Raw genomic sequence first — 25,919 nt, 5'->3', positions numbered from 1 at the left:
AAGTAAAATGTGCGTAAAAAAAATAGTCGATTGATTCAACTTGTTTGGAATGCAAACATCATCAGCGGATAGAAACTGCAAGTTAAATTATATCGACTATGTTTTATTTAAAAAATTAGCTAGAGTGGTCTCCTGCAATAAACCATTAACTGGTCTGTCCCTGAACAAATTTAACAGGTAATTGATAAAGCTTATCCAATTCTGCATTTGCATGATTTATCCGTTTCATCAGCAAATCAATTAAAAGGTCGACAAATTGATCCATTGGCTGCAGGACGGTCGAAAGCTGCGGAAAATAGTTTTGGATAAATGTAGTACCATCATACCCAATTACTTTTAAATCTCCAGGAATCTCAAGCCCTAATTCCTGTGCTTTATTGAGCACTAAAATAGCTGTTAAATCGTCTGTGCAAAATATACTGTCTATATCTTTTCTGGACAAAATCTGCCGGATTTCCGTAGATTTCAGAAAAGGAGAATGATCAGGAGGAAAATGATAAACGATAGGTTCTAAATCACGCTCTTTTAAGACAGAGAGATAGCCTTCCAGCCTTTGATTGGTCGGGGAATTCGATTCGTTCGTCCCTGTGAGTATAGCAATCTTTCTTCCGCCTCTTTGATAGAGGTGCTCGGTTGCCAGCCGCCCGCCTTGATAGCTGTCACTGGAGACAATGGGAATGCCTTCTGCCAGATAACGGTCAAACGAGATAATAGGCAATTCCACATTTTGATATTCTGGAATTCCCAGATTATGCGCTCCTGCAATAATACCATCTACTTTGTTTGCAGCGAGCATCTTCAAGTAGTCCCGTTCTTTTTCTTTGTTGTCGGCACTGTCACAAAGAATCGTTTTATAACCTTTTTCGAATAGTTTTGTCTCTATTTTCGATGCTAATTCGCCAAAAAAGGGGTGAGATACAGTGGGGAATATCAGACCGATTAATTGTGTATCTTTTCCTTGCAGCGAACGGGCCATTGAATTAGGCTGATAGTTTAGTTCTTCCATGGCTTTATGCACCTTATCAATGGTTTTCTGACTAAGGTAGCCATAGTGATTAATCACCCGTGAAACCGTCGTTGCAGAAACGCCTGCCTTTTTCGCTACATCTGTCAATTTAACTCCCATGATGCTCTCACCCTTTACTTATTACTCATTCACTTCACGCAAGGTCCAGAAATCTCCATTATAATTACCTGTAAATCCCTGAAGAAAAATGCCAGTCTGCTGAGGGTTCTTCACGAAGATTCGGCTGGTCATGACACGATAACCATCATTAACAAAAACTTCGCAGACAGAACGATCTGCAAAAATATGCAATGTCAGTTTGTCCTGGCTTTTTAGTGCAGCTGTTCTGATTGAACCATAGGATTCCCCAAAAGAGATACCAACCTTACTGCGATCCATGCTTATTGTATCATGTTTTGCGTCAAATGAAATCTTCAGACTGTCTTTGTTCTGCTTATCAGCGAATAGATATAGTGCACCTGAGACACTGGCATCTAATTCAAGCTTTAACTCATACACATTTTTTTCAGGAGTATGTAATAACTTATCCTCTTCTTGTACAACACCTTGTAGTACTTTATGATTCTGACGTAATTCTTGCATTTCAGCCACAGGATTTTGATACAAGTGCTGCTCTTTCATGGTAAGTTCTTTTACGATACTCAAACAATGTGCCCAACCTTCTGTAAAACTTGGATAATCTATCTCAGGCAATCCAACCCAGCTGACACTGAGAGCACGACCATCCGGTGCATTAAATGCTTGTGTCGCATAGACATCAAATCCTTCATCGAGATTGACTAAACCAGATGGATTTTCAATAGAAACGGTCTCTTTATCAAATGATGAACCAATAACGTACATATTAGGGTAGATATTTTCGTAGGATGAAATATTTTTGTCTAATCCCTGTGGACAGAATAAGAACACGGGCTGATTATGAAGAAAGACCAGATTAGGACATTCGACCATAAACCCCATTTCTTCTGTAGTATAATCCAGCTCGCCAAGCAACTCCCAATCGATTAGGTTTTTGCTCTGGTAAGCTAATACGGCTCCTTTTTCCTCTTCTGTTTGTGCTCCAATCAACATCATATAGTGATCTTGATATCGAAATACTTGAGGATCACGAAACTCATGTGTGTAACCGGATGGCGGGCTGGTGATTAATGGATTCTCGATTTTCTCTACTTGCATTTCGGAGTTCATCCAAGCGCCGAGTTGATAGGAAAGGCGCTCCCAGTTCGCACTCCTTACATTTCCTGTATACATCAGAAAGAGCTTGTCCTCTGCCGGTATTGCGGATCCAGAATATGCGCCGTGGCTGTCATAAGCAGAATCGGGCAATAAAGCGTAATCATCCTGTTTCCAGTCAACTAAATTATCAGACACCATATGGTACCAGGACTTCACACCATGCACAGGTCCAAATGGGTAAGCCTGATAAAATAAATGCCATTTTCCATTATAAAAGGAGAAACCATTTGGATCATTTAATAACCCTGTTTTCGGTTGGATATGAAATGCCTGTTTCCAGTCTGATTTCTGGAGTTTTGCTGCAAGTATTTCTTGATAGGCGGCAGACCATTGGTGATAAGGTTTATAACGCAGCGGCGTTGTCCATTCTGTTATTAATTCCATACTTTCAACCCCTTTATTTTATGAGATGTAATTATATAAAACATATGCAATAATAAAACATATGTCAAACGTATAACATTATAATAGTATTTTATAACAGGATTTTATTAATATCAAATGAACTTTATGATAAACGATTGACATATTATATGATTATTTGTATGATGTAAAAAACGGATACGAGGGAGGAAGGAATCATGGATCACAAGCAAGTTGCAGAAGATATTCTAAAAATGCTTGGTGAAGATAATATTCAAGCTGCTGCTCATTGTGCAACTCGTTTACGATTAGTTTTAAAAGATGATAAAAATATTGATCAGCAAGGGCTCGATAATCATCCGGATATTAAAGGAACATTTAAACAAAATGGCCAATTTCAAATTATTATCGGACCTGGCGATGTGAATAAAGTATATAAAGAATTAACCGACGCAACAGGAATTGAAGAGGTATCTAAGGACGATTTGAAAGCGATGTCAGAAAATCAGAAAAAACCGAATCCTGTGATGTCATTTATTAAACTGCTATCTGACATTTTTGTGCCGATTATTCCAGCGTTAGTGGCTGGCGGTTTATTGATGGCTTTAAATAATGTGTTGACGTCTCCAGATTTATTCGGTCCAGAGTCTGTAGTGGAGATGTTTCCTGCCATAGAGGACGTAGCCAGTATTATTAATTTGCTATCTTCTGCGCCATTTGCTTTTTTGCCAATTCTGATTGGTTACTCTGCCACGAAACGATTTGGCGGTAACCCATACTTAGGTGCTGCAATGGCTATGGCCATGGTTATGCCTGAATTGGTTGATGGTTATGAGGTTGCCAATTCGATTGAAGACGGAACCATGAGTTACTGGAATATCTTTGGGCTGGATGTGGCTCAGGCTGGTTACCAAGGTTCTGTATTACCAGTATTAGCTGTATCATGGATTTTAGCGAACATAGAGAAATTCTTCCATAAACGGATGGCTAACGCATTTGATTTTACCTTTACACCAATGCTTGCGGTAATTATTACAGGTTTTTTAACATTTATTTTCGTAGGACCTGTGATGCGTTCCTTATCTGATGGATTAACAGAAGGCCTTGTTTGGTTATACCAGACTACAGGAGGATTTGGTTTAGGGATATTCGGGACATTCTATTCGGCTATTGTGATAACCGGTTTGCATCAAAGTTTCCCGACTATTGAGACCATGCTGCTTGCTGATGTAGAAACGACTGGCGGTTCCTTTATCTTCCCGGTGGCATCCATGGCAAACGTCGCACAAGGTGCAGCCTGTCTGGCAGTATTCTTTGTCACAAGGAGTCAAAAACAAAAAGGTCTCGCCTCTTCTGCAAGTGTATCTGCACTGCTTGGCGTAACAGAACCGGCAATTTTTGGTGTGAATTTAAAACTGAAATTCCCGTTTATTTGCGGAATGATTGGAGCAGGAATTGCTTCAGCATTTATAGGCTTTTTCCATGTACTTGCCGTGGCAATGGGACCAGCAAGTGTGATTGGTTTTATTTCAATAGCGCCTCATTCTATTCCAATGTTTTTAATTGGTATTGTTATCAGTATGGCGGTTGCTTTCACACTAACCTTTATCTATGGAAAGCGTAAATTAGCTGCGCCAGAAAATGATAAGAGCCCGGAAGAATCAGCTGATGAAACAAATCCAGCAGCTCCATCTGGACAAGCAGAAGAAGTAACGATTCATTCTCCAATTTCTGGAAAAGTAATCCCTTTACAAGATGTTGACGATCAAGTGTTTTCTACGGAAATGATGGGCAAAGGGATAGCGATTTATCCAGAAAAACAGCAAATCATAGCTCCTGCCGATGGAACGGTTACAGTGACGTACGACTCCAAGCATGCTTATGGAATTCATACTGTACAAGGAGCAGACATCTTGATTCATATCGGTATTGATACAGTCAATCTGAATGGGGAAGGTTTTGATTCTCAAGTAAGCCAGGATCAACAAGTGAAAAAAGGTGATGTATTAGGAACGTGTAACATCGATGAAATTGAAAAAGCTGGTTATGACCCTACGGTGATGGTTATTATCACAAATACAGGTGATTATGCTGAAGTCGCTCCGGCAGCTCAAGGAGAAGTTGTAGAAGGAAAAGAACTGTTGCGGTTAATTTCTTTTGATCCTTCATAATTCCCTGTCATGTTCCATGAAGGAAAAGCATCTAACTCTGTAAAAAAGTTAGATGCTTTATTCATTGCATAGGAAATTATAGAGCGTCCGAGCGTAGGTCTTATTCTATAATGGGTGGGAACCCCATCAGGAAAGAGTTAGCCACTCACCTGTAGCGAGTCTTGGAGGATAGGAGGTAACTGCTATCTTTAAGCGTAGACAGCAAGCTAGCGGGCCGAAAACGAATACGCTGAAGGGATAGAGCCCCGAAAACCTACAAATGGGAAAGCTGATGATGTTATAATCTCAGAAAGCAATATCTATGAATCGGTATGGCGAGATGAAGTAGATTTCCCCGGGGTCTGAGACCTTGGCACGCTAGACATCGTTAGAATATGGCAACTCGGGAGGTCCTATGGTGTCTTTCCAAAAGGGAGAGTATGGCGGACAAGTGATAAGAAAGCAAGGAAGCCAAAAGCACGATAGGAAGTCGGATGGCAGCATAGTACCGAAGAAACTGGGTAATGCCGGTGGAGGGAAGGCAATAGCCACTTCGATATCGCTCTTCTTAGGGACACAGGAACTACACACGGAGGTAGGAAAGAAATGACAACAAAACTAGGAAGAATAGCAGAATTAGCGAGGAAGCATCCAGAAATGCAGTTTACATCACTCGCCCACTTATTGAGCGAAGAAGAGCTGAAGAGATGTCACCACGGATTAGCTGGAAACAAGGCAACAGGGATTGATAAACAAACGAAATCGGAATACGCCGAGGAGCTTCGAACGAATATAGCGAATCTCGTACAAAGATTGAAACAGAAACAATATCGACCTCAGCCGGCGAAACGTGTATACATCGACAAAAGTGGTTCAAAGAAGAAAAGACCTTTAGGAATCCCATCGTATGAAGATAAAATCGTCCAGCGTAGACTGGCAGAAATCTTAAACAGTATCTATGAACAGGATTTTCTGGACAGTTCCTTTGGATTTCGACCAGGAAGGAATTGCCATGATGCGTTGAAGATACTAAATGTATATCTGGAAAACCGCTATACGAATTATGTCGTAGATGCGGATATCAAAGGTTTCTTCGATAACGTAGACCACAAATGGATGATGGAGTTTCTCCGACACCGCATCAAAGACCCAAGTTTCTTGAGAATCATTGGAAGATTTCTAAAAGCAGGGTACATGGAGGACGGAAAACACCGTCAATCGGATTTCGGTGCTCCTCAAGGTGGGAACATATCGCCAATATTGGCAAATATATACCTTCACTATGTCTTGGATTTATGGTTTGAGAAAGTGGTAAGAAAACAATGTAAAGGACAGGCATACATGGTGAGATATGCGGATGATTTTGTGTGCTGTTTCCAATATCAAAAGGATGCACAGCATTTCTATCGTGCATTAAAGCAACGATTGAAGAAATTTAATCTGGAGATAGCAGAAGACAAAACGAAAATCCTTCCCTTTGGTCGGTTCGCGAAAGAAAATGCCAAGCGAAAGGGAATATCAAAGCCGGGTACGTTTGACTTTCTGGGTTTCACGCATTATTGCAGTCAGAGCAGAGACGGAAAGCGATTTCGTGTCAAACGGAAAACCAGCAAAAAGAAGGTGCAGTCCAAGCTTACCAAGTGCAAGGAATGGTTGAAAACCAATAGAAATAAAGGAGCGGACTACATCATGGATAGATTAAAGCGCTCCCTCATAGGCTACTACAATTATTATTGTATCACAGATAATGTGGAGATAGTGGATACGTATCGTCATCAAGTCATCAGACTATTGTTTAAGTGGCTTAATCGCAGAAGTCAAAAGAAATCATTTGACTGGGAGAAGTTTGAATTATTTCTGAGGAAGTTCCCGTTACCTAAACCAAGAGTGAAAGTAAATATTTATAATCTGAGACAAGAACTGAGTTATATTCTGTAAATGATAACGAAGAGGAGCCGTGTGCGGTAGTTCCGCTCGCACGGTTCTGAGAGGGGGGCGGAGCACAATCCTGTGGGGAAAGGCTCCCTCCTACTCGACGAATTATTGCCTTGTGGATAACTATTTATAGTAAAACAGCCACGTCCAGCTCCGAGCGCCAAAAACTAGGAGATTTCACGTCGCGCCCTACGATAAAGAAGACTTGGCGATTGGCAAGCCGTCAGGCGCAGACAGAGTTAAAGTCGCACTTATGCCCTGCGGGTGAAAGTCAACATCGGTTCGTCACCTCCCCGTGTTTCCTTTATCTCAGTTGCGCCGCTCCAATCTCTACGTTTTTAAACAGGCGCTCTGCGCTTTTGTTTTGCAAATTATTATCTTTCTAGCGGTAATGTCACAGTAAAAATCGTTCCATCAGCTTCTTGATTTGAGCGGACAGTAATGGTACCTTCGTGCAATTCGACAATCGTAGCCACAATGGATAAGCCTAATCCTGTTCCTTTGACGCTTCTGGTACGTGAGGCATCTGCCCGGTAAAAACGGTCAAAAATACGTTCTGCTTCTTCGTCCGATATGCCGATGCCGGTATCTGTAAAAGTGATGAAGCAGTACTCGTCTGTGTAAGTAAGCTGGATATCAATACTGCCGCCTTCCTGGTTATATTTTAGCGCATTGGAAAGCAGGTTATCCCATACCGTATTTAATAAAGAGGGATCAGCGTAAATTTCTAAGTCAGGAAGTGTATAGCTCAACATGATTTCTTTCTCCTGAATCAGCCATTGATAGCTTTTTAACAGATTTTGAAGCTGATTGCTGATAGAAAAATGTTTCCTTTTTACAATATGCTGATTTTGATCAAGCGAAGTGAGAAGCAGAAGCTGGTCTGTCATCGTGGACAGTCTGCTGATTTCTTCGTTAATAATGGTTTTATATTGCTGCTTATCTTCTTCTAATGTTTCCTTGTCCCCGAGTAAATTCGTATATCCCTTAATGTTGGATAAAGGAGATTGGATATCATGGGAAATATTTGATATAAATTCCTTGCGCATCTGGTCATTTTCCACAATTTGTTGTGCCATCTGTGTAAAACTTGTGGATAACTCTCCCAATTCATCTTTCCGCTTCGTGTTTAACATATTTGCTTGAAAATCACCTTTCGCCAGCTGTTTGGTAGCTTGGCTGAGCCGGGAAATAGGCTTGACCAGATAATTGGTGCTGAAGAGCACAAATAAAATACTTAAGACAATGGTCAAGACAAATAGTACGCCTAGTAATAAATGGATTTCATTAAACAGCAGCTTGATATCGGGACGGATGAATAGCGCGTAAGAAGTATCCTGATAAGTTACAGGGACGCCAATCGCATTTTTTAATTCATTTGCAAAGAACCCTGTTACAAAGGTTTGTCTCGGGAAATCAGCCATGCCATGAAAGACTTCTCCATCCAGTACTTCCTGTATGTCGCTATCGGTTAGATTATTTTCCCGGAAATCTGCTCCGAAGAATTGTTCTTGGCCGTTGTTATCCACAAGGTACAGTTGATAACCGACATCCGCCATGTTTGATAAGTAGTCATTTATACTGACTTCCGGATTATTTTCAATAAAAGCAGCCATTTCTAAAGCAATTTCCGTGTTCTTTTCATCATTTTGAGGTTTCAGGGAATATTGGTAATACGTGTTTGATACGAGAAAGGCAATCACACCGCTAAGAAGCATAATGCCAATCGTGACAGCAGCAAATTTAACATAAAGGGATCGCATCATGCTGTTGTCTCCAAGCAATATCCGACACCGCGGACGGTTTTAATAGAAAAAGCAGCGGTTTGGGAAGCAAACCGTTTTCGCAGACGTTTAATATGCACATCTACGGTCCGTTCCTCACCTTCATAATCCATTCCCCAGATTTTCTCAATGAGCTGCGCACGTGTGAATACATGTTGTGGATAAGTTGCTAATAATGCTAATAATTCGAACTCCTTTAGAGGGAGTAAGAGGGTTTTATCCCCAAGCTTTACTTCATAACTGTCCAAATTGATCTCCGTTTGTCCCAATCGTATGATGTGTGTATCCGTTTCTTGATGATAGCGGCGCAACAGTGCATGAATACGGAAGCTGAGTTCGCGGGGCTCAAACGGTTTTACTAAATAATCATCTGTTCCTGCCAGAAAGCCTTCTTCCTTATCCTCAATTTGTCCCTTGGCTGTGAGTAAAATGATGGGAATATCATATTGTTTACGAATTTCTTTTGTCAGCTGAAACCCATCCATAAACGGCATCATCACATCAACAATGGCTAAATCACAAGCTGTCTTTTTTAATATGGTTAAAGCCTCCGTGCCGTCCTTTGCTTCAAAAACGAGGAAGCCTTCCTTTTCCAGTTGAATACGAACCAGCTGAAGGATATGGGTATCATCATCAACAATTAATATATTTTGCATGTAGGTAATCTCCATTCACAATAAATATTACTTAAGTTAAGCTTACAGCAGATGATAGGAAGCTGCCAATTATTCTGCTGATGCTGCCTTATGAACCGGTACGAAACGAATATGCCAATAAATCAGTCCTATTCCCAGCAGAACACTGCTAACAGAAAAGACAGGCATTCCTAAGAGGCCAAATTTCAAGTATCCGAAAAGCATCCCAATAACCAATAGAATAGGGGAACTTAGACGCAGGACGCTTGTTTCCAAGGATTTTCGCAGCATCGATTCCTTCCAGGGGAACAGTTCGATAAAGGAATTAAACCGGAAGCCGAGCCAGCCTGTTTTGGTAATATCCACAATGATGTAAATGGAAGCAAGCCAAAATAAGTACCCAGTCCAATGCGGTGCAGATACGATCAGTACCGCAATTAAGAGCGATGTGAGCTGGACAAGTGGCATCAGTACGGGTAAATTACGAAAGAAAGATTTGAAGTACGCATCGGTAAATATCATCTCATTGCTTTGCTTTTGGAACATAACCTGTGAGTTTTTCCAGAGCCGTACAGGTTTTGCAGAAGGCAGCTTGTATCCTTGCTGTCTGGTGTTAGCCAGTAAAAGATTGGCCCATTTTCCTCTTACCTGTTCATCCATTTCCGCGATTTTTAAAAAATGGGTTCCGTTGTAAGCAAGTTTATTGGTTATAACAGCAATAACAATCATATTAATAATTATCCACAATATCCACAGAAAATAAAGAGTTAAGATAATCCATGACAAACTTATCCACAGAACAAGAAGAATCATGGACGATAGTGTTCGTAATATAAAAGAAGGAATATAAATGTTTGCATATTTTCTCCATACTGTTACCAAACCAACACCGGTGAGGTAGTAAATCCATAGGTATCCTAATGATAATAAAGATAGAGAGAATAACTCGCTTAAAAAGGGTGCAGTTAAGACAAATAACAGTGTTGCGGTAAATAACATAATACTGATGGAATAAAGGATGCCATACTGGGAGATCCGTCGCAATAAAGGAATATTTCTGCTTATGAAAAGCTGATCTGCCAGATAGGTGAATAACTTTATATGATAAAATAAAAAGCTGATTGCCAATAAAATCATCCAGCCATACCAGCCGATGAATCTTAAAATAACGGGAATATCCTGCAGCCATTCCATATAGAAAAATGCTCCAATGGCAATTCCCGGAATCAATAGATAGATAAATAATGTCCAATCCAATACGAGTTTACTGGCTTCCCACATATTTTTATAATCAGACTGGAGCCGTTTGAAGAACAGTGTACGTGCAGTTCCATTCATAACGTATCCTCCTCCAGCAGTTCATAAAAACAATCTAATAGAGAAGTGTCTGCCGATTGATTTGTCGCTTCCTGTAATGCCTGTAAAGGTCCTTGGAAGATAGCATTCCCTTCTTTTAACAGAATAAAACGATCACAGAGTTTCTCTGCAGAATCAAGAACATGCGTAGACATTAACAAAGCTGCTCCACGCGCTTTCTCCTGATACAGCAGGTTGATCAGATGTTTGGTTGCGATAGGGTCTAAACCGATAAAAGGTTCATCAATGATATAAATATCCGCTTTTGTCATAAAGATGAGACAAATCAATGTTTTTTGCCGCATCCCTTTGGAAAAATGAATGGGAAGCTCATGTTCCTTGCCGGTAAGAGAGAATTTTTTAAGAAGATCATTTGCCCGCGGCTCCCAAACGGTTGCGGGCATTTCATAAGACGTCGCTGCAAGCCGCAGATGCTCCCAGAGCGTAAGGCGATCATAGAGAATCGGTTCCTCGGGGATATATGCCAACTGTTTGCCTTCTTCTAATGCAATGTTTCCATGGAAATGTTCGATGGTGCCAATGATGGACTTAATGGTCGTACTTTTCCCAGCGCCGTTTGCTCCAATTAGACCAACGATTTCGCCGGGGGTGATGGTAAAATCAATATCTTTCAGGTAATGTTCTTTTTGCTGATATCCTGCTGAATCGATATGTACCTGTAGCATGGAATCCGCCTCCGTAAATTATAGAATATGTCTGGATTTATGTATGTTGGTCCGCTTTATATTAGATATACGATAAAGAGGAAGAAAAGTTTCGTTATAGAAGAAACACTGCCTTTTAAAACCTGCTTTCCTTTATTTGTTTGCTTTCAAGTATGCATCTCTATTAAGATAGATATAATAGGAATAATTTGAAAATTAGTACGTAAGGAGGATCCTAGAATGGCAACATTTGAAGAATTTATGGAGATTGATTTACGTGTAGGTACCGTATTACATGCAGAAACGCTCGAAAAAGCGCGTGTACCGGCGATTAAATTGCGGATAGATTTTGGAGAAGAGATTGGTGAAAAACAATCTTCTGCGCAAATTACGAAACGCTATACACCTGAAGAAGTGATCGGACGCCAGGTTGTGGCGGTTGTTAACTTTCCGCCGCGCAGAATTGCCGGTTTTAAATCAGAGGTTCTTGTGGTTGGCGGCGTGGAAGAAGAGGGCGATGTGGTTTTGCTGCGTCCGGATGAACAGGTGGCGAATGGAACGAGAATTTCGTAAAAGATACTGGCTCTGATATGTATGTTAAGAACAGCAAGGAGGAGAGGTTATGTTTACAAAAAAACAACTCATCCTAGGTGGCTGTTTAGTAGCAATTGCTGCTATTCTAAATGCTGCAGTAGGGTTCTCGGAATTTGTAAATACCGCTGTTCTAGGTTTCTTCCCTCTTTTAGGCTGCTGGTTTTGGTATGATAACTATCGGCAAAAAGAAACCGAAAAAAATAACAAACGTGAATAAATCAAGTCAAATAAACAAAGAACAGTCCATTCATCTTCCTTTTTTGAAAGATAATGGACTGTTCTTATTATCTTAACTCATTCACCAGCTGTTTTACTCTTCCAGCCAATAAAATAATGTCTTTTTCAAATATGTAGGTTAAAAAGAGAGGGCAGCGTTTTCCGATTTGTTATTCACGCCCGGACTCCCCGCCAAAACACTTTCCACATAGCTTCCCCATGACTTTCAATGACATCCATATCATAATAGCTTGTTTCATACGATAACCCGTCCAATAATCCATAAAAAGCACGTGCAGTTTCTGCCGGGGTAACCTCTTCAGAAATAGCTCCGGCTTCCTGTGCTGTGGTGATTTCCTCTTTAAATGCAGATCTTGCCTGTTCTTCGCTGTCACGTAATAACGCCAAAACCCTGTCCTCGAATCCTTTTGGAGGGTAGGAAGAAAAACGATTGTAAAATTCGATGCTGCTGTCGTGATTGGCCATATCCTTCACATGTGCTTGAAAAGAGAGATACAGCTTTTCCTTGGTTGATTGACCTTCATTTTCAAAGGTGGACTTCACAAACTGCACGTAATCTGCAGCGATTTTTGTGGTTACATCAAAAAACAAAGCTTCTTTACTGTCGTAATGTGCGTAGAGGGAAGACTTTTGCAGACCGACTCGATCAGCAATCTTTGTCATAGAAGTGCCATTATAACCAAGTGTTGCAAAAAGTTCCATTCCTTCAAGTAAAATTTTTTCTTTCGTATGCATGATAATTCCCCTTTGACAAAGTAGTAATAGTAGGATAAAATCTCTTTTGGAAACGAACGGTCGGTAGGTTCTGTTATTTCTTATTATAATGCATGTCATATAAAAAATAAATACAAAACTTTTTTAAGTAGCACTGCTTCGTTTCATCATAAAGAAGTTGGAGGAAGATACTATGGGAGTACAACCTTTATTTAAAAACCGTATATTTGTGTTGCTGTTTATCGCTGGTATTTTTGGCGTTGTCAGCTTCAGCATGTTTTTGACAACCACGACATGGTTTGTAATCAGTGACAGCGGCTCAGCAAGCTCGTTAGGACTTGTATTAATTGCTGCAACTGTTCCGAGGATTATGATGATGATTTTCGGAGGAATGGTAGCGGATCGTTATAAAAAGACAACAATTATGTTTGTAACGAATTTTATGCAGGCTGTTCTGCTGTTTCTGTTATTTATATTTGTTAGTAATGATGTACTCTCTATAGGATTGCTTTTATGCATTGCCGCCGGTTTTGGAATGCTGGATGCTTTCTTTGGACCAGCCAGTTCCTCGATGATTCCTAAAATTGTTGCGAAGAGCCAGCTCCAGCGGGCCAATGCTTTGTTCCAGGGTGTGGACCAAATTTCATTTGTAGCGGGGCCGATTGTTGCTGGGATATTGATGGAATCCATCGGCGTCAGCGGAAGTTATTTTATAGCGATGGTGTTAGCTTTGCTTTCCGCAGTGATTATTTATCCGCGCTTCATTAAAGAAGCCCCTGTTGCATTGCAGGAGAAACAAAAGCCAATAACAGAAATCAAGCAAGGTCTCGCGTATATTCGCAATTCAAATTTTCTGATGACAGGACTCATTGTGTTAATCACACTGAATTTTTTCGTGTTCGGAACGTTGAATATCGCCATTCCATTTCTAGTGGAAAATTACGGGGGAACACCGCTTAATTTGAGTTATATGGAAGCCAGCCTCGGAATTGGTTTAGTGGCCGGTACAGGAATACTCAGCTCTGTCTTAGTGAAGAAGAAGGGGAAAACCTCTCTATTTGGATTATTGGGAGCATTAATTGCTTACATCATTTTTGCGATTGCTCCTAATTTAACGATGCTGACAATCGTAGTTTTCTTTATCGGGTTCTCTATGTCATTTGTATTTATTCCATTCTTTACGGCTGCCCAGGAGCAGGCGGAAGACTATATTATGGGGAGGGTAATGAGTATTATCTTTCTTGCTATGAATGGCTTCGATCCCATTTCTTATGCGCTTGTTTCCGGATTATCTGCAGCAAATATTCCAATTCAAGCCATCCTGTTAAGCTTTGCCGCCATTGGTTTGATTATTACAGCAGTGTTATTCAGTAAAGCACACACGTATAAAAATATGTAGACTGCACCCCTCTTATGTGGCATCAAACATCACATAAGAGGTTTTTTCTATACAGTCATTTCGGATTGGTACCTGCGCCATTTTCCAATAAAAAGAATAGCCAGGGTAAGGATATTAAGAAAAATCAGCTGCCCATATTTCAGTGAAGCAATGAGCTGTTGAATAAATGCTTCTTCTAACAGCATTTTTCCAGCTGTCCAGGCAAGCAATCCCGCTCCGATATAAATAATAATGGGAAACCGTTCGATCAATTTTAGAATTAATTCGCTGGCTGTTAAGATAATCGGGATACTTAAAATAATACCGGCAATAATTAATAATAAGTCACTATCAGCGATGGCAGCGATAGCCAATACATTATCCAGACTCATAATGACATCTGCAAAAATAATAATTGTGATGGCTTCCCGTAAAGAATTACCGCTTTTCATCTGACTATGGTCTTGCTTGTCTACTAATAATTTATATGCGACATATAACAGAAGACATCCGCCGATAAACTGAATAAAGGGCAATTGCAGTAAATAAATCATAATAAACACAAAGAGAATCCGAAGCCCAATAGCGCCAAATGTTCCCCAGCGAATAGCTCGTCCCTGGAGATGTTCCGGAAGATTTCGGCTTGCCATCGCAATCACAATGGCATTATCTCCGCTTAATAAAATATTGATAAGGAGAATCTGTCCGACTGTCTGTATAAACTCCAACCTATCTCTCCTTTCCCCATCAAGTCATTGGTTCAGTATATGAGCTTGTACTGAAAATCAGAACTGGAGAGAGGAAATAATGGAGAACAGGCAGAGGACACATGAAGGAGTCGTGGATACATGAAAAAATCCCTTGCTCTGTTTAAGAAAAACAAGGGATTTTTACGATATGCATATACATATTGGGAAGTCTGTCTCTTCGAAATCGCTGAAATGATGCGAAAAAATAAAAATAAATGCGGCTGAAATAAAAGATTACATCGGAGATTTTAAACTTCCCTGTCATTTGAAAATTATGTAAATAAATGAAAATGAAAGATAAAAACAAAGCCCGGTGAGAAACTAACTATCATAACGAAGGCGGGCATAAATCCCGTTTCGTCTATCTAAATCCAGTTTTAAACCTGCATAAGGATCAGCATGGAGATTGTCTTTAATCCATTCTCTTAATGCAGTAATAATTTGCTTGGTAATTAATTCCTGTTTTCCGGATGGCGTTATGATTTCTGCTGAAACACCGGAATAATCGTCATAAAATAATTCTACTTGCACATTATCCGGCTCTATTTGTTGTTTTTCACCAATGTATACACATATAGCAAGCACAATATCCTCTTCAGGAATAATAAGTTTTTGCATACCCCAAATTCCTCCTGCATATAGTTGAAAGGCTACACTTTTGTCAGCCTCTAGTAATAATGCCAATTGCATTCTATTCTACTATAAACTCCCTATAAGCATGAAGTAAGAAGTGCTTATTTAGGAAGTTTCGCATATATATTATATCACTGTCTCTGTTTCATGCACGAATGAGAGTGATGATAAAATAAAAACAGCTGTACTTAACTCGTAACAGCTGCTTCTATAATGGAAAAGGATGCTTGCTGGCAATCGATTTGAGCCAACCTTCCATAAGGAATAAGTGCTTTTGGTTCGGTATGTCCGAAAGAAACATTATATAGGACAGGAAGATCTGTCAGCCCGTTCTCTGCTAAAACGGATAATATCACTTCTTTATACGCTTCATAATGCACCTCTCCATAAGGTTTGGCAAAAATCATTCCATTTGCTTGCTGGAGTATCCCTTGGGCTGCATAATTTCTGAGCCATCTTTTTATTAATTCAGGGTCTGACTTTTCTTCCGATGTTTCCAAAAAGAGAATGCTATTCTCCCATGCTTCCGGCTGCGGCCAGATGATAGTTCCTTTCGCAAACTCAAGCACTTCGATACAGCCGCCAATAAGGTTTCCTGTGACGATCCCATTTCCTTGCAGGAGTTCATAACCTTGGTCAGGAAGCATTCTCCTGGCAATGTTTTTATTAGAAATATCCCATTCGAGAAATTCACTAGTCCATTTTTCCGGCGCGGGAATATCATCGACTGCTTTCGCTTGGAAAAGCGTGTTTTGAATGGCCTTCACCGTATAATCATCCATCGCCACATTTTCTGCAAAATCAGTCATGATTGCTGGTCCGTAAAAGGAGGATAGGCCTGCATGAAAGCAGAATAAATGAGCAATCGTCGTATCAGAAAATCCCATAAAAATCTTGGGATTTTGTCGGATAATCTCAAAATCTATATAAGGAAGAAGACGAATACTGTCATCCCCGCCAATAGTAGAGATGATTGCTTTGATTTCAGGATCAGCGAATGCCGTCATGAGATCTTCAGCGCGTGCCTCGGGATGCTCATCGATATACGTTTCTCCTTTTAAACTGTTAGGCATTGGAACGACTTCGATCCCAAATACGGTTTCTAAGCGTTCCACACCTTGCTGGTAGCGCCACCTTAAGGAGGGCTCGCCTGCTCCTCCCCAGGAGAGGCTGACAGTTGCTACTTTATCTCCGGGAGATAATTTTGGCGGCTTGATCAACATATAACATGCTCCTTTCTTTGTGATTTATAAATACTTATTCGATATACACAGATAAAATCCTTTATTTTTGCAACAACGTATTTGATGTCCTAGTTTTTTGATGCGGAATGATTTCATTCGTACCATCCTTTTGTTTTAGGATTGCTTTACGCTTACATATACTTATGATAATCTGAAAGGGATAAACAAAATACGCAAAGAATCCACTAGGGGTGCTGACAAAGCTGAGAGAGGCAAATGGCCTTGACCCTTATTAACCTGATCTAGTTTGTACTAGCGGAGGGAAGTGGTCGGGATATGCCTATAGGCAATGAACCAACCTTTTCTGCCGCTTTCTATATCAGGAGGCGGCTTTTTTGCGTGCAATCAAAGAAGGAGGAGCGCATATAATATGACATTCACAGAACGTATCCGTCAGTCTGCAGATTCGATTTGGGAAAAAAGTCATCAACATCCATTTGTACAGGGAATTGGTAATGGGACACTTGATATCGAGGCATTTAAATTTTACATGTGTCAGGATTACAAGTATTTAATCGAGTACTCCAAAGTAATCGCGATGGGGACAGTGCTTGCCAAAGATTTAGATACAATGTCCGGATTTGCTAAATCACTCGATGAGACCTTGAATTTTGAAATGGATCTTCACCGTCAATATGCCGAACGTCTCGGGATTTCAAAAGAAGCGTTGGAAGCTACCGTGCCTGGTCCTGTAACGCTCGCCTACAGCAGCAATATGCTTGCAGAAGCGCAGAAAGGTTCTTTAGCATCCTTGATTGCGGCCATTTTACCATGTGCCTGGAGTTATTATGAAATTGGACTAGAGCTGGCAAAAAAGCCTGGTGCCCTGGAACATGAACAGTACGGAGAATGGGTGAAAATGTACAGCTCTGATGAGTTTGGTTCTATTGGCAAGTGGCTGATAGAAAAATTGGACGAACTGGCAAAAGGGTGTACGGAAGCAGAGCTAGATGATTTAGAAGCTATTTTTCTAAATACGAGCCGCTATGAATATATGTTTTGGGACATGGCATATAATCGCGAAAGCTGGCCAGTGTAACCCGGTTGATTAGTTGTTCAGCTGATTGAATGATTAGAAATGATATGAGAAAGTAAAGGGGAGGTGTTTTGACATTGTGATTCATGCAGGATATCGATGTAAAGACACGCTCAAAACCAAGAAGGTAAATAGTAAAATCAAGGAAAGTTGGCGATTCAGATGAACAATACAGAGAACCCCTCCCGTATTTTAGCTAAAAGAATGGTAATTGGGATTGGTTTTGCCATTTTGTTGAGCGGTATATTGAGTAAACTCTTTTCATTTTTATTTTAAAATTGGAAAAGCATATTCATGTCGTTTTGCATGAAGGAAAGAAAATACAAATAAATTGCTGTCTTTCTTTGTAAGCGATGTTATTCAGTCAGATAAAATTCAAAAAAGTAAAAAAGTTGGATAGACAATACATGGATTCATGGTAAAATAAAGAAAAAGTACGGAAGTCGGGTGAGAAAGATGAAGCTTTGGTGGAGAAGAATAGCAGTTGTATTTATAACGATTTTAACGTTAGGAATTTACTCACCGACCAATCTGCTGGAAGTAGATGCAGATAAACGGAGTGACAGCAATATATCTTCTTCATCAGATATCGAAACAGCATCTGTCCTTAAAGAGACCACCCAATCCTATATTGTTGAAGATGCTAGACAAGCCTATCTGAAGCATCTTCAAAAAGAAGCAAAAGCATTGAGTCTGGAGAAGTTTGGACCCAAAATTACGGATAAGGTAGAGGGAGAATTTGCTGCGGTTATTTTTCCGCAAATGGAAACCATGCTGGCTGATCTTGTTGAACATGCTGAGGCATATCAAGACATAGCTATTACCGAGAAACCTTCAAAAGGTTATGGAGAACGAATGTTTAATGTTTCCAATAGCCATTCGGGTGAAACGTTGGTAAAGTTCCATGTCCGCCGTGAAAACAGACCGCTAGAAGGGCATTATTTTCATTTTCATTATCACCTGAATGCAGACGGATTTCAAAAGCATTATCCGATCGGGGATATTTATTGGGACAGAAATACTCCGCCAAAATGGAAGGCTTGAGAACAGAAGCCTGTAAATAGGTATAAAAGGAAAGACAAGGAAGCACTGCAGCACACTTCCTTGTCTTTCCTTTCTTTCTTTATAGAGGATGTTCCAAAAGTCCGATACAAATAACTCGCCTATTTATCGGGTTTTGGAACATGTACTTATAGCAATTTATTCGTTTCTTCTAAGAAAGCTCCAATCTTCCGGTCAAAAACAACTAAATCTGCGTAGTCATCTAAAGGTGTTTTTTCTTGATTGACAATGACAAGTTTGGCACCGTGTTGTTTTGCGATTTCCGGAAATTGATTGGCTGGTGTGACGGATAGCGAGGATCCTAATACAATAAATAAATCAGCTTTTTTAGCATGTTCAAAAGCAGCTGAAAAAGCATCCTCGGGCAGCATTTCCCCAAATAATACAATAGAAGGTCTGAGTATTCCGCCACAAGAACAATAATAATCTTCATTTATATAAGCAGAGCTATCATAGACTTTCTCACAGCTCTGGCAATGCAACTTTTGCAGGGTTCCATGAAGTTCATGAACGTGTTTACTTCCTGCACCTTGATGAAAGCCATCGACATTTTGTGTAATGATTGCCTGGACAAGTCCATTGTTCTCCCAATCGGCTAGAACATGATGTCCTTGATGCGGGCCGACTTCTGTAACACCAAGAACCCGCTCCCGGTAAAATTCGATAAAGTCTTCTACGTGATGATTTAACGCATCTAAACTGGCGATTTTGCTTGGATCTTTCTTTCGCCAAAGCCCCCGGTTGGTAGAGCGGAAATCAGGCAGTCCGCTTTCTGTAGACATTCCTGCACCAGTAAAAATAACGGTGTGATTGGAATCTTTTAACCATTCATGAAGCATCGAGACCCCTCCTCTTCTATATATTTTCTATTATACAGGTTGTAGCGGTGAGATGCGACTAATATTGACAGGAAAAATAGAATATGGTATTCATGTAATAGAGGTTTAGCACTCTGCGTTAGAGAGTGCTAAAAACAGGAAAAGGAGAGAGACATAATGGTAAAGCACGAGTTTAAAGCAGAATCGCAGAAGTTACTGGATATGGTTATCCATTCCATCTATTCACAGCGGGAGATTTTCTTACGTGAATTAATCTCCAACGCCAGTGATGCCATTGACAAAATTTATTATAAAGCCTTAACAGATGATTCCTTAACATTCGATCAAAGCAATTACTATATCAAACTGATTCCTAATAAAGAAAATCGAACGCTGACGGTATTGGACACAGGGGTCGGAATGACCAAAGAGGAACTGGAAGACAACCTTGGTGTCATTGCAAAAAGCGGCTCCCAAACCTTTAAATCGGAAAACGAAATTAAAGACGGTTATGATATTATCGGTCAATTTGGTGTCGGTTTTTATGCAGCGTTTATGGTTGCTGATAAGGTAACGGTACTTACACGCTCCATTGACAGTGAAGAAGGATATAAATGGGTTTCCCAAGGCACAGACGGCTATACGATTACGCCGATTGACCGTGAGCAGGTTGGAACAGAAATTATCCTTGAATTAAAAGAGAACCAGGAAGAAGAAAACTACGACGAATTTTTAGAAGAAGCCACATTAAAACAGATCATCAAGAAATACTCTGACTTTATCCGCTATCCGATTAAAATGGATGTTACGGAAAGCAAGCTGAAAGAAGGCACGGAAGATGAATATGAAGACGTGGTAGAAGAACAAACCATTAATACCATGGTTCCTATCTGGAAGAAGCGTAAGAGTGAATTAACAGATGAGGATTATATAAATTTCTATCAGGAAAAACGGTACGGATTCGATCAGCCATTGCGTCATATCCATATTAACGTCGATGGATCAGTCCGCTATAATGCTATTCTGTTTATTCCGGAACAGCCGCCATTTAACTACTACACCAGAGAATATGAGAAAGGTTTGGAGCTCTATTCAAATGGCGTATTAATTATGGAAAAATGTGCTGATTTACTGCCGGATTACTTCAGTTTTGTAAAAGGAATGGTGGATTCCGAAGATCTATCTTTAAATATTTCCAGGGAAATGTTGCAGCATGATCGTCAGCTGAAAATTATTGAAAAAAATATCCGTAAGAAAGTCAAACAGCAGCTGCTCAGTATGCTTCGTGATGAACGGGACAAGTATGAAACCTTCTTTAAAGCATTTGGCCAGCAAATCAAATTTGGTGTTTACAGTGACTTCGGCCAGCATAAAGAAGAATTGCAGGACCTGCTTTTATTCTACTCTTCCACAGAGAAGAAGCTGGTAACGTTAGAAGAATATGTTTCACGTATGCCGGAAGATCAAAAATATATTTATTATGCTTCGGGTGATTCCAATGATCGTATTGAAAAGCTGCCACAAACGGAAATTGTTGCGGATAAAGGCTATGAAATTCTTTATTTCACAGATGAAGTGGATGAATTTGCGATTAAAATGATGACACAATATCAGGATAAAGAATTCCGCTCTGTGTCTAGCGGCGATCTTGGTATTGAAGAGGAAGAAAAAGAAGAAGAGAAGGAAGAAACAGAAAGTCATCAAGCATTATTCCAAGCAATGAAAGAAGTTCTTGGTGATAAAGTAAAAGATGTACGAGCTTCCAAGCGCCTGAAATCTTATCCGGTGGTGCTGTCTGCAGATGGCGAAATTTCCTTGGAAATGGAGAAAATTATTAACGCCATGCCGGATAATCAGCAGATTCAAGCCGACAAAGTACTGGAAATCAATGTCGATCACAACATTTTTAACGCATTAGAAGAAGCACAAGGAAATGATCAGGATAAATTAGAATTATATACCAACCTGCTTTATAACCAGGCGTTATTAATTGAAGGACTTCCGATTGAGGATCCGGTGGCATTTACAAAAGATATGAGCAAAATTATGGTTTGATGAAAGAAACATCGTGTAAGAGACTGTTCTCTTACACGATGTTTTTATATCGCATCTACCAATCTGATAGCATCTCGAAATAACAGCAATATTTTTAGAAATTTTCACATTTCCAGGTTATGAAATGACAGGATTGGGGAATACAATGATTGAGTCGGAAAAAATAAATAAGAAAGAATAGGAAACACTAAAACGAAAGCAACAGGCTGTCTGCCATACAATCGTCACATTTCACAAAAAAAGTGACACGATGTCATGAAAAATATTGACTAATGACACTGTGTCATATACGATATAATTATAGACATGACAATGTGTCACATTTGGTTTTGGAGGAGCAAGAATATGCCTACATCAACATTTTTTAATTTAAACGACTCAAAACGGGCGACATTATTGCAGGCAGTTGAAAAAGAATTTGCAAGAGCTCCGTTATCGCAAGCCTCCATTGCGAATATTGTTAAGCTTGCAGGTGTTTCAAGAGGAAGTTTTTATCAGTATTTTGATGGCAAAGAAGATGCTTTTTTTTATTTATTAAAGCTTCATACAGATAAACGCCGCACTTTTTTTTTGAACCAGTTAAAGGAAACGAATGGCGACTTGATGGCGTCTATGGATAAAATTTTCCGGTTAACACTGACAGAGTTGTCGAAAGAAAAGCAACTGCAGTTTTTAAAGAACGCCATATTGAATGTCACACATGAAATTGAGGATTCATTTACGGAATTGTTTTTAGGTAAGCATGATGAAGTAGATGCCATGAATCAAGTGAAAGATTTGGTTGATTTTAATAAATTGAATATTGATAGTAAACAGGAGTTTTTCCATGTTATGCAAATTTTAACCTCTGTCACATTTCGAAATATTGTCGATCAGCTGACCAGGAATCTTTCTTGTGAGGAAGCTGTAGAGAACTTTCGCATCGAAATGAACCTGTTAAGTAAAGGTTTAAAAAATGATTGAAAGAAAGATACTAACTAAAAAATGGGGTATGATTAATGACAGTTACGATTTATGGTGCAGCATGTTCATCAACAAGGAAAGCAAAACAATGGTTTACAAAAAATGGAATTGAATATACAGAACGAAATGTCATTAGAGAACCGCTGACAGTAATGGAATTGCAAAATATTCTACGCATGACTGTCGAAGGAACAGATGAAATCATTTCAACACGTTCTAAGATTTATAAAGATTTAGATCTGGATATTGAAGCATTGCCGCTGCAGGAACTGCTGGAAATCATTCAGGAATATCCGCGTCTTTTGCGCAGCCCGATTATGGTGGATGCCAAACGATTACAGGTAGGTTATCATGAAGAAGATATCCGTCAGTTTTTACCTCGGCATACGAGAGAAAATCAATGGCTGCAATGGAGAAAGAATCATCTGCGTGTTGCAGAAAGTTAATCGGGAAATGCTTGTTCAAGCGCGTTGGTTCAGTTTTGAGATAAATATACTCGAAGAACGATTCATTAACGGGAGGGGACAATGCAATTTATTGCCAAACAGCCGTATATAAAAGTGGTCCGTGAAGTGAAAGTATTAGAACAAAAGGATACCGAAGAACAGCGCTATATGTACCTTTATGAAGACAAGATTGTTACAAAATACAGAGAATTTCCGTTGGAGAATGTAATGGATATTTCTTACCGCCTTACCGGAGAAAAGGGCATGTTGTATTTGCATACGCTTAAGGGTGTTTTTGCCTATATTATCACTTCTTCGCCAGAGCAGTTTATTGCTGCATTTAAAGAACGGACATACCGTACTACCCACCGAAATTAGTATAAAGATAAAAGAACAGCTCGAAGTTTGAAAAGACAATTGCTTTCGGGCTATTTCTTCTGCTCCCCAATGTTACCCGGACGGTTTTTCTAAGATTCCTCCGCAAATTCCGGGAAATAATATACCCGCGCTTTTATTTGCTCTGTCCCCCTCCTGCGACAGCCGAGATATGATTCAAAAATGCAGACAGGGGTATAGGTAGGCAAATAACCAAAATTCGTCCTATTTTTTTCATTGTGCATAAGCTGATGTTAGAGGTGATGGAAATGGTATATCTGAATCAGCAAAAACGCATTTATGCAGAGGATATAAAAGGTGTTTCACCTAATCAAGAAACATTTGTTTATGCACATGCAAGTGAAAGAGAACAGAAACAACTGGAGATGCAGAAAGAATCTGCAGAAGTATTGCAGCAGCTTCAGCGGGATGTTTTTGCCAAAAACCAGCAGCTGGAACGGATTGCGAAAAGGTTAACGGAAATGGATAAAAATAAAAAGTATCAGCAGCAGGGACAAGAAAAAGTATTACAACAGTTAGATGGATTGGATGAACAGATAAGAAATGAAAATAGGCAGATTATAGAAATCATGACCATACAGAAGAGTACCAAATCTGAGGCTGCTGGCATGCAACAGAATCAGCTGGCTATGCAGGAAAAGCTTGAAAAAATAGATGCAGCACAAGCTTCTATTCTGAGCAAAATGGAGAAACAAGAACAGGTCTTAGCGGACATCCAGCATCAATCCGATCAAAAAGAACAAGATATGGTTTTGCTTCAGGAAAGGGTAGAGAAACAGGAAGCATGGCTCGATAAATTACTGCGTCAGGTACAGGATTTGCGCGGAATTATTTATGAGCGTGCCGATGAAATCATCCAAAAGGTGGAAAATAGTATTCAGTTGTTTGGAAGTAAGTGGAACGTTATCCAGCGGAATGATACGAAGTCTTCCAAAGAAACGATAAAAAAGTGAGCTGTCTTATAAAAGGCAGCTCACTTTTTGCATGGTACTAATCTGTTTTATGTGTATGGTCATCCGTTGTTTTTTCCTGTTCGATATCCTGAGGGATTGTTTCTGCGTCAAATTCTGTAAAGGCTGCATCTTCTTCTGGTGTCGCAGCAAAAAACGTCCCGCCTGATACGTCTTTGACATTGTGTACAACGACAAATGCATTGGCGTCCACTTCTCGGACAATGCGTTTCAGTGCTAAGAGACGATAACTAGGTACGATGATGTAAAGTATAAAGTGCTGTCGTTCCGTATAGGAGCCGGATCCGTTGATAAAGGTGGCGCTGGATGACATGACGGTGTTAATATCATGAGCTATTTTTTTAAATTCCGGTGAAATAATCGTAACGGCTTTTTTCGAATCAAATCCGCCGATAACATAATCACTGGCCACTTTACCGATAAATAATGCAATAATCGTATACAAGGTATAGAGCGGACCGATGATAAAAACCCCGGCTAACACGATTATCGCATCCATGATAAAGGTGGTAAGCACGACATTCCATTCATAACGTTGAGCGAGCAGCCGGGCTATGGTTGATGTTCCTCCAATGGAACTGCCTGCCTGAATGATTAAACCGAAACCGACTCCCATTGTAATCCCCGCAAAAATAGCAGCTACCAAAGAATCGCCAAGAGGCTCTGTTACTATGTTTTCCGTTAAGAAGATAAATAAAGACAAGAGCGGCACATTCACCATAGTCTTGATAACGATACCTTTAGGAAGAAATTTAAAACTGACCAGCTGTAATAGGATAAAAGCAACCATCGTCACAATACCGGGGGACCACCCAAGCGAATAAAAGAGTAACAGAGCAATCCCTAAAATGCCTCCGTCTGCGATTTGGTTCGGCATTGCGAATATGGTAGTCGCCAGCGCGCAAAAAATTGTTCCGATGAGCGCAAGAACGATTTGTTTCATTTTCTCAACCTCCCAACAATAATAATAGTTTTCCCGAATAATAGAATCATAAGCATTTTTGCTTCAAGTGTAAAGAAATGAAGACGGAATAGCACCCTTTATCGCTGCATAACTGGCCGGGAACGGGGCTGCGCATACCAATGCAGTCAGGTTAATGAATTTTATAAAATTTACTCAACTTACGCAGCTAAGAATAAGTATATAAACCTTGCTGTTCCAGGATGAACATGAACTCTATTATCATGCTTGCCTTTGGTTAAAGCGTCCTTCTATTTTTGGAACAGGGTATGGTGTATAGCTTCCGCTCCGGCCAAGCCCTCCGCTTTCCGACGCAGCGATAGCATATCAGCGGTTATATTAACTTGACAACATTGGTTGATTACTCACCCTGCCATAAATCATCGTAGCGGTTGTATAAATCGACAACTAAATGAAAATTCACTTTATGAAATAGAGCTCGAGGTGCAGAATGAACGCTGCTTTTTTATAAAATACTGCAGCCTTGTGCTGAATATGCATGCTCGTGAGA

25 protein-coding genes and 1 riboswitch are annotated in these 25,919 nt (G+C 39.9%); of the genes, 13 read left to right on the top strand and 12 right to left on the bottom strand.

The annotated features are described in order from the left end of the window. Positions 1–145 precede the first annotated feature (145 nt). Complete coding sequence (locus ACFQ19_RS01500) at positions 146–1,126, bottom strand: LacI family DNA-binding transcriptional regulator (RefSeq protein ID WP_379590149.1); 981 nt, start codon at positions 1,124–1,126, stop codon at positions 146–148. Between the two features lie 21 nt (positions 1,127–1,147). Beyond that, a complete protein-coding gene (locus tag ACFQ19_RS01495; RefSeq protein ID WP_379590148.1) occupies positions 1,148–2,647 on the bottom strand; it encodes a sucrose-6-phosphate hydrolase in 1,500 nt (499 codons plus the stop codon). Positions 2,648–2,844: 197 nt separating this feature from the next. Here ACFQ19_RS01495 and ACFQ19_RS01490 point away from each other — a divergent pair, with 197 nt between their 5' ends. The 3 genes from ACFQ19_RS01490 (at position 2,845) to ltrA (ending at position 6,714) form a co-directional block, all read left to right on the top strand. Further along, positions 2,845–4,797 (top strand): sucrose-specific PTS transporter subunit IIBC, encoded by a 1,953-nt coding sequence (locus ACFQ19_RS01490; protein ID WP_379590146.1) that lies wholly within the window; start codon positions 2,845–2,847, stop codon positions 4,795–4,797. Between the two features lie 397 nt (positions 4,798–5,194). After that, positions 5,195–5,386, top strand: coding sequence for a hypothetical protein (locus ACFQ19_RS01485; RefSeq protein ID WP_379590144.1), 192 nt, complete (start codon positions 5,195–5,197; stop codon positions 5,384–5,386). Beyond that, positions 5,383–6,714 carry a group II intron reverse transcriptase/maturase gene (gene ltrA, locus ACFQ19_RS01480; RefSeq protein ID WP_379590143.1) on the top strand — a complete coding sequence of 444 codons (1,332 nt, stop codon included), beginning with the start codon at positions 5,383–5,385 and terminating at the stop codon, positions 6,712–6,714. The genes ACFQ19_RS01485 and ltrA overlap by 4 nt, the downstream gene beginning before the upstream one ends. Before the next feature lie 371 nt (positions 6,715–7,085). On the opposite strand, the gene ACFQ19_RS01475 is transcribed toward ltrA, so the two are convergent. From ACFQ19_RS01475 to ACFQ19_RS01460, 4 genes are all read right to left on the bottom strand, one after another. Beyond that, a complete protein-coding gene (locus tag ACFQ19_RS01475; RefSeq protein WP_379590142.1) occupies positions 7,086–8,477 on the bottom strand; it encodes a sensor histidine kinase in 1,392 nt (463 codons plus the stop codon). After that, positions 8,474–9,151 (bottom strand): response regulator transcription factor, encoded by a 678-nt coding sequence (locus tag ACFQ19_RS01470; RefSeq protein ID WP_379590141.1) that lies wholly within the window; start codon positions 9,149–9,151, stop codon positions 8,474–8,476. Before ACFQ19_RS01470 ends, ACFQ19_RS01475 begins: the two co-directional genes overlap by 4 nt. Positions 9,152–9,220: 69 nt before the next feature. After that, the gene (locus ACFQ19_RS01465) at positions 9,221–10,468 is read right to left on the bottom strand and encodes an ABC transporter permease (RefSeq protein WP_379590140.1); all 1,248 of its coding nucleotides are present in this window, start codon (positions 10,466–10,468) and stop codon (positions 9,221–9,223) included. After that, positions 10,465–11,172 carry an ABC transporter ATP-binding protein gene (locus tag ACFQ19_RS01460; protein WP_379590139.1) on the bottom strand — a complete coding sequence of 236 codons (708 nt, stop codon included), beginning with the start codon at positions 11,170–11,172 and terminating at the stop codon, positions 10,465–10,467. The genes ACFQ19_RS01465 and ACFQ19_RS01460 overlap by 4 nt, the downstream gene beginning before the upstream one ends. Positions 11,173–11,391: 219 nt before the next feature. Here ACFQ19_RS01460 and csaA point away from each other — a divergent pair, with 219 nt between their 5' ends. Then, complete coding sequence (csaA, locus tag ACFQ19_RS01455; protein WP_379590137.1) at positions 11,392–11,724, top strand: chaperone CsaA; 333 nt, start codon at positions 11,392–11,394, stop codon at positions 11,722–11,724. 49 nt (positions 11,725–11,773) lie between these two features. After that, positions 11,774–11,962 carry a hypothetical protein gene (locus ACFQ19_RS01450; protein ID WP_379590135.1) on the top strand — a complete coding sequence of 63 codons (189 nt, stop codon included), beginning with the start codon at positions 11,774–11,776 and terminating at the stop codon, positions 11,960–11,962. 173 nt (positions 11,963–12,135) lie between these two features. Here the strand turns inward: ACFQ19_RS01450 and ACFQ19_RS01445 are convergent, their stop codons facing one another. Next, positions 12,136–12,717, bottom strand: coding sequence for a TetR/AcrR family transcriptional regulator (locus ACFQ19_RS01445; protein ID WP_379590134.1), 582 nt, complete (start codon positions 12,715–12,717; stop codon positions 12,136–12,138). Between the two features lie 172 nt (positions 12,718–12,889). Here ACFQ19_RS01445 and ACFQ19_RS01440 point away from each other — a divergent pair, with 172 nt between their 5' ends. Beyond that, positions 12,890–14,095 carry an MFS transporter gene (locus ACFQ19_RS01440; RefSeq protein ID WP_379590132.1) on the top strand — a complete coding sequence of 402 codons (1,206 nt, stop codon included), beginning with the start codon at positions 12,890–12,892 and terminating at the stop codon, positions 14,093–14,095. Between the two features lie 47 nt (positions 14,096–14,142). Here ACFQ19_RS01440 and ACFQ19_RS01435 read toward each other — a convergent pair whose 3' ends face one another. From ACFQ19_RS01435 to ACFQ19_RS01425, 3 genes are all read right to left on the bottom strand, one after another. Further along, on the bottom strand, positions 14,143–14,802 hold the full coding sequence (locus ACFQ19_RS01435) for a TerC family protein (protein WP_379590131.1): 660 nt from the start codon (positions 14,800–14,802) through the stop codon (positions 14,143–14,145). A gap of 342 nt (positions 14,803–15,144) precedes the next feature. Further along, a complete protein-coding gene (locus tag ACFQ19_RS01430; RefSeq protein WP_379590130.1) occupies positions 15,145–15,441 on the bottom strand; it encodes a DUF2653 family protein in 297 nt (98 codons plus the stop codon). A 203-nt stretch (positions 15,442–15,644) separates the two neighbouring features. Beyond that, entirely contained in the window at positions 15,645–16,679 is a 1,035-nt protein-coding gene (locus tag ACFQ19_RS01425) for a S66 family peptidase (RefSeq protein WP_379590128.1), read from the bottom strand. 198 nt (positions 16,680–16,877) lie between these two features. Continuing rightward, a riboswitch (TPP riboswitch) is annotated at positions 16,878–16,981 on the top strand. Positions 16,982–17,070: 89 nt separating this feature from the next. Here ACFQ19_RS01425 and tenA point away from each other — a divergent pair. Together tenA and ACFQ19_RS01415 are read left to right on the top strand one after the other, a co-directional pair. Further along, positions 17,071–17,739 (top strand): thiaminase II, encoded by a 669-nt coding sequence (tenA, locus tag ACFQ19_RS01420; protein WP_379590127.1) that lies wholly within the window; start codon positions 17,071–17,073, stop codon positions 17,737–17,739. A 453-nt stretch (positions 17,740–18,192) separates the two neighbouring features. Further along, on the top strand, positions 18,193–18,780 hold the full coding sequence (locus ACFQ19_RS01415; protein WP_379590126.1) for a YpjP family protein: 588 nt from the start codon (positions 18,193–18,195) through the stop codon (positions 18,778–18,780). Positions 18,781–18,926: 146 nt separating this feature from the next. Here ACFQ19_RS01415 and ACFQ19_RS01410 read toward each other — a convergent pair whose 3' ends face one another. Further along, positions 18,927–19,637 carry an NAD-dependent protein deacylase gene (locus tag ACFQ19_RS01410; protein WP_379590125.1) on the bottom strand — a complete coding sequence of 237 codons (711 nt, stop codon included), beginning with the start codon at positions 19,635–19,637 and terminating at the stop codon, positions 18,927–18,929. A 156-nt stretch (positions 19,638–19,793) separates the two neighbouring features. Here ACFQ19_RS01410 and htpG point away from each other — a divergent pair, with 156 nt between their 5' ends. From htpG to ACFQ19_RS01385, 5 genes are all read left to right on the top strand, one after another. Further along, positions 19,794–21,671, top strand: a complete 1,878-nt coding sequence (gene htpG / locus ACFQ19_RS01405) for a molecular chaperone HtpG (protein ID WP_379590124.1) — start codon at positions 19,794–19,796, stop codon at positions 21,669–21,671. Between the two features lie 345 nt (positions 21,672–22,016). After that, positions 22,017–22,634: a TetR/AcrR family transcriptional regulator gene (locus ACFQ19_RS01400; protein ID WP_379590122.1), complete on the top strand. Its 618-nt coding sequence runs from the start codon at positions 22,017–22,019 to the stop codon at positions 22,632–22,634. 35 nt (positions 22,635–22,669) lie between these two features. Continuing rightward, the gene (locus ACFQ19_RS01395) at positions 22,670–23,080 is read left to right on the top strand and encodes a Spx/MgsR family RNA polymerase-binding regulatory protein (RefSeq protein WP_379590121.1); all 411 of its coding nucleotides are present in this window, start codon (positions 22,670–22,672) and stop codon (positions 23,078–23,080) included. Between the two features lie 81 nt (positions 23,081–23,161). Continuing rightward, complete coding sequence (locus tag ACFQ19_RS01390) at positions 23,162–23,458, top strand: hypothetical protein (protein ID WP_379590120.1); 297 nt, start codon at positions 23,162–23,164, stop codon at positions 23,456–23,458. A gap of 266 nt (positions 23,459–23,724) precedes the next feature. Beyond that, complete coding sequence (locus ACFQ19_RS01385) at positions 23,725–24,429, top strand: hypothetical protein (RefSeq protein WP_379590118.1); 705 nt, start codon at positions 23,725–23,727, stop codon at positions 24,427–24,429. 37 nt (positions 24,430–24,466) lie between these two features. Here ACFQ19_RS01385 and ACFQ19_RS01380 read toward each other — a convergent pair whose 3' ends face one another. Further along, positions 24,467–25,390: a YitT family protein gene (locus tag ACFQ19_RS01380; RefSeq protein WP_379590116.1), complete on the bottom strand. Its 924-nt coding sequence runs from the start codon at positions 25,388–25,390 to the stop codon at positions 24,467–24,469. Between the last annotated feature and the right edge of the window lie 529 nt (positions 25,391–25,919).

It is taken from the genome of Oceanobacillus locisalsi (assembly GCF_042675985.1).
GTDB lineage: Bacteria > Bacillota > Bacilli > Bacillales > Amphibacillaceae > Oceanobacillus > Oceanobacillus locisalsi.
This window is presented reverse-complemented; position numbering and strand designations above follow the sequence as displayed.

What these genes read in the sequence shown, in the direction of transcription:
- ACFQ19_RS01430 (WP_379590130.1), bottom strand. Translation starts at nt 15,441, where the DNA reads ATGCAAAAACTTATTATTCCTGAAGAGGATATTGTGCTTGCTATATGT.
- ACFQ19_RS01410 (WP_379590125.1), bottom strand. Translation starts at nt 19,637, where the DNA reads ATGCTTCATGAATGGTTAAAAGATTCCAATCACACCGTTATTTTTACT.
- ACFQ19_RS01495 (WP_379590148.1), bottom strand. Translation starts at nt 2,647, where the DNA reads ATGGAATTAATAACAGAATGGACAACGCCGCTGCGTTATAAACCTTAT.
- ACFQ19_RS01425 (WP_379590128.1), bottom strand. Translation starts at nt 16,679, where the DNA reads ATGTTGATCAAGCCGCCAAAATTATCTCCCGGAGATAAAGTAGCAACT.
- ACFQ19_RS01415 (WP_379590126.1), top strand. Translation starts at nt 18,193, where the DNA reads ATGAAGCTTTGGTGGAGAAGAATAGCAGTTGTATTTATAACGATTTTA.
- ACFQ19_RS01490 (WP_379590146.1), top strand. Translation starts at nt 2,845, where the DNA reads ATGGATCACAAGCAAGTTGCAGAAGATATTCTAAAAATGCTTGGTGAA.
- ACFQ19_RS01475 (WP_379590142.1), bottom strand. Translation starts at nt 8,477, where the DNA reads ATGATGCGATCCCTTTATGTTAAATTTGCTGCTGTCACGATTGGCATT.
- ACFQ19_RS01500 (WP_379590149.1), bottom strand. Translation starts at nt 1,126, where the DNA reads ATGGGAGTTAAATTGACAGATGTAGCGAAAAAGGCAGGCGTTTCTGCA.
- ACFQ19_RS01395 (WP_379590121.1), top strand. Translation starts at nt 22,670, where the DNA reads ATGACAGTTACGATTTATGGTGCAGCATGTTCATCAACAAGGAAAGCA.
- htpG (WP_379590124.1), top strand. Translation starts at nt 19,794, where the DNA reads ATGGTAAAGCACGAGTTTAAAGCAGAATCGCAGAAGTTACTGGATATG.
- ACFQ19_RS01445 (WP_379590134.1), bottom strand. Translation starts at nt 12,717, where the DNA reads ATGCATACGAAAGAAAAAATTTTACTTGAAGGAATGGAACTTTTTGCA.
- ACFQ19_RS01380 (WP_379590116.1), bottom strand. Translation starts at nt 25,390, where the DNA reads ATGAAACAAATCGTTCTTGCGCTCATCGGAACAATTTTTTGCGCGCTG.
- ACFQ19_RS01400 (WP_379590122.1), top strand. Translation starts at nt 22,017, where the DNA reads ATGCCTACATCAACATTTTTTAATTTAAACGACTCAAAACGGGCGACA.
- ACFQ19_RS01465 (WP_379590140.1), bottom strand. Translation starts at nt 10,468, where the DNA reads ATGAATGGAACTGCACGTACACTGTTCTTCAAACGGCTCCAGTCTGAT.
- ACFQ19_RS01450 (WP_379590135.1), top strand. Translation starts at nt 11,774, where the DNA reads ATGTTTACAAAAAAACAACTCATCCTAGGTGGCTGTTTAGTAGCAATT.
- tenA (WP_379590127.1), top strand. Translation starts at nt 17,071, where the DNA reads ATGACATTCACAGAACGTATCCGTCAGTCTGCAGATTCGATTTGGGAA.
- ACFQ19_RS01385 (WP_379590118.1), top strand. Translation starts at nt 23,725, where the DNA reads ATGGTATATCTGAATCAGCAAAAACGCATTTATGCAGAGGATATAAAA.
- ACFQ19_RS01460 (WP_379590139.1), bottom strand. Translation starts at nt 11,172, where the DNA reads ATGCTACAGGTACATATCGATTCAGCAGGATATCAGCAAAAAGAACAT.
- ACFQ19_RS01440 (WP_379590132.1), top strand. Translation starts at nt 12,890, where the DNA reads ATGGGAGTACAACCTTTATTTAAAAACCGTATATTTGTGTTGCTGTTT.
- ltrA (WP_379590143.1), top strand. Translation starts at nt 5,383, where the DNA reads ATGACAACAAAACTAGGAAGAATAGCAGAATTAGCGAGGAAGCATCCA.
- ACFQ19_RS01470 (WP_379590141.1), bottom strand. Translation starts at nt 9,151, where the DNA reads ATGCAAAATATATTAATTGTTGATGATGATACCCATATCCTTCAGCTG.
- csaA (WP_379590137.1), top strand. Translation starts at nt 11,392, where the DNA reads ATGGCAACATTTGAAGAATTTATGGAGATTGATTTACGTGTAGGTACC.
- ACFQ19_RS01390 (WP_379590120.1), top strand. Translation starts at nt 23,162, where the DNA reads ATGCAATTTATTGCCAAACAGCCGTATATAAAAGTGGTCCGTGAAGTG.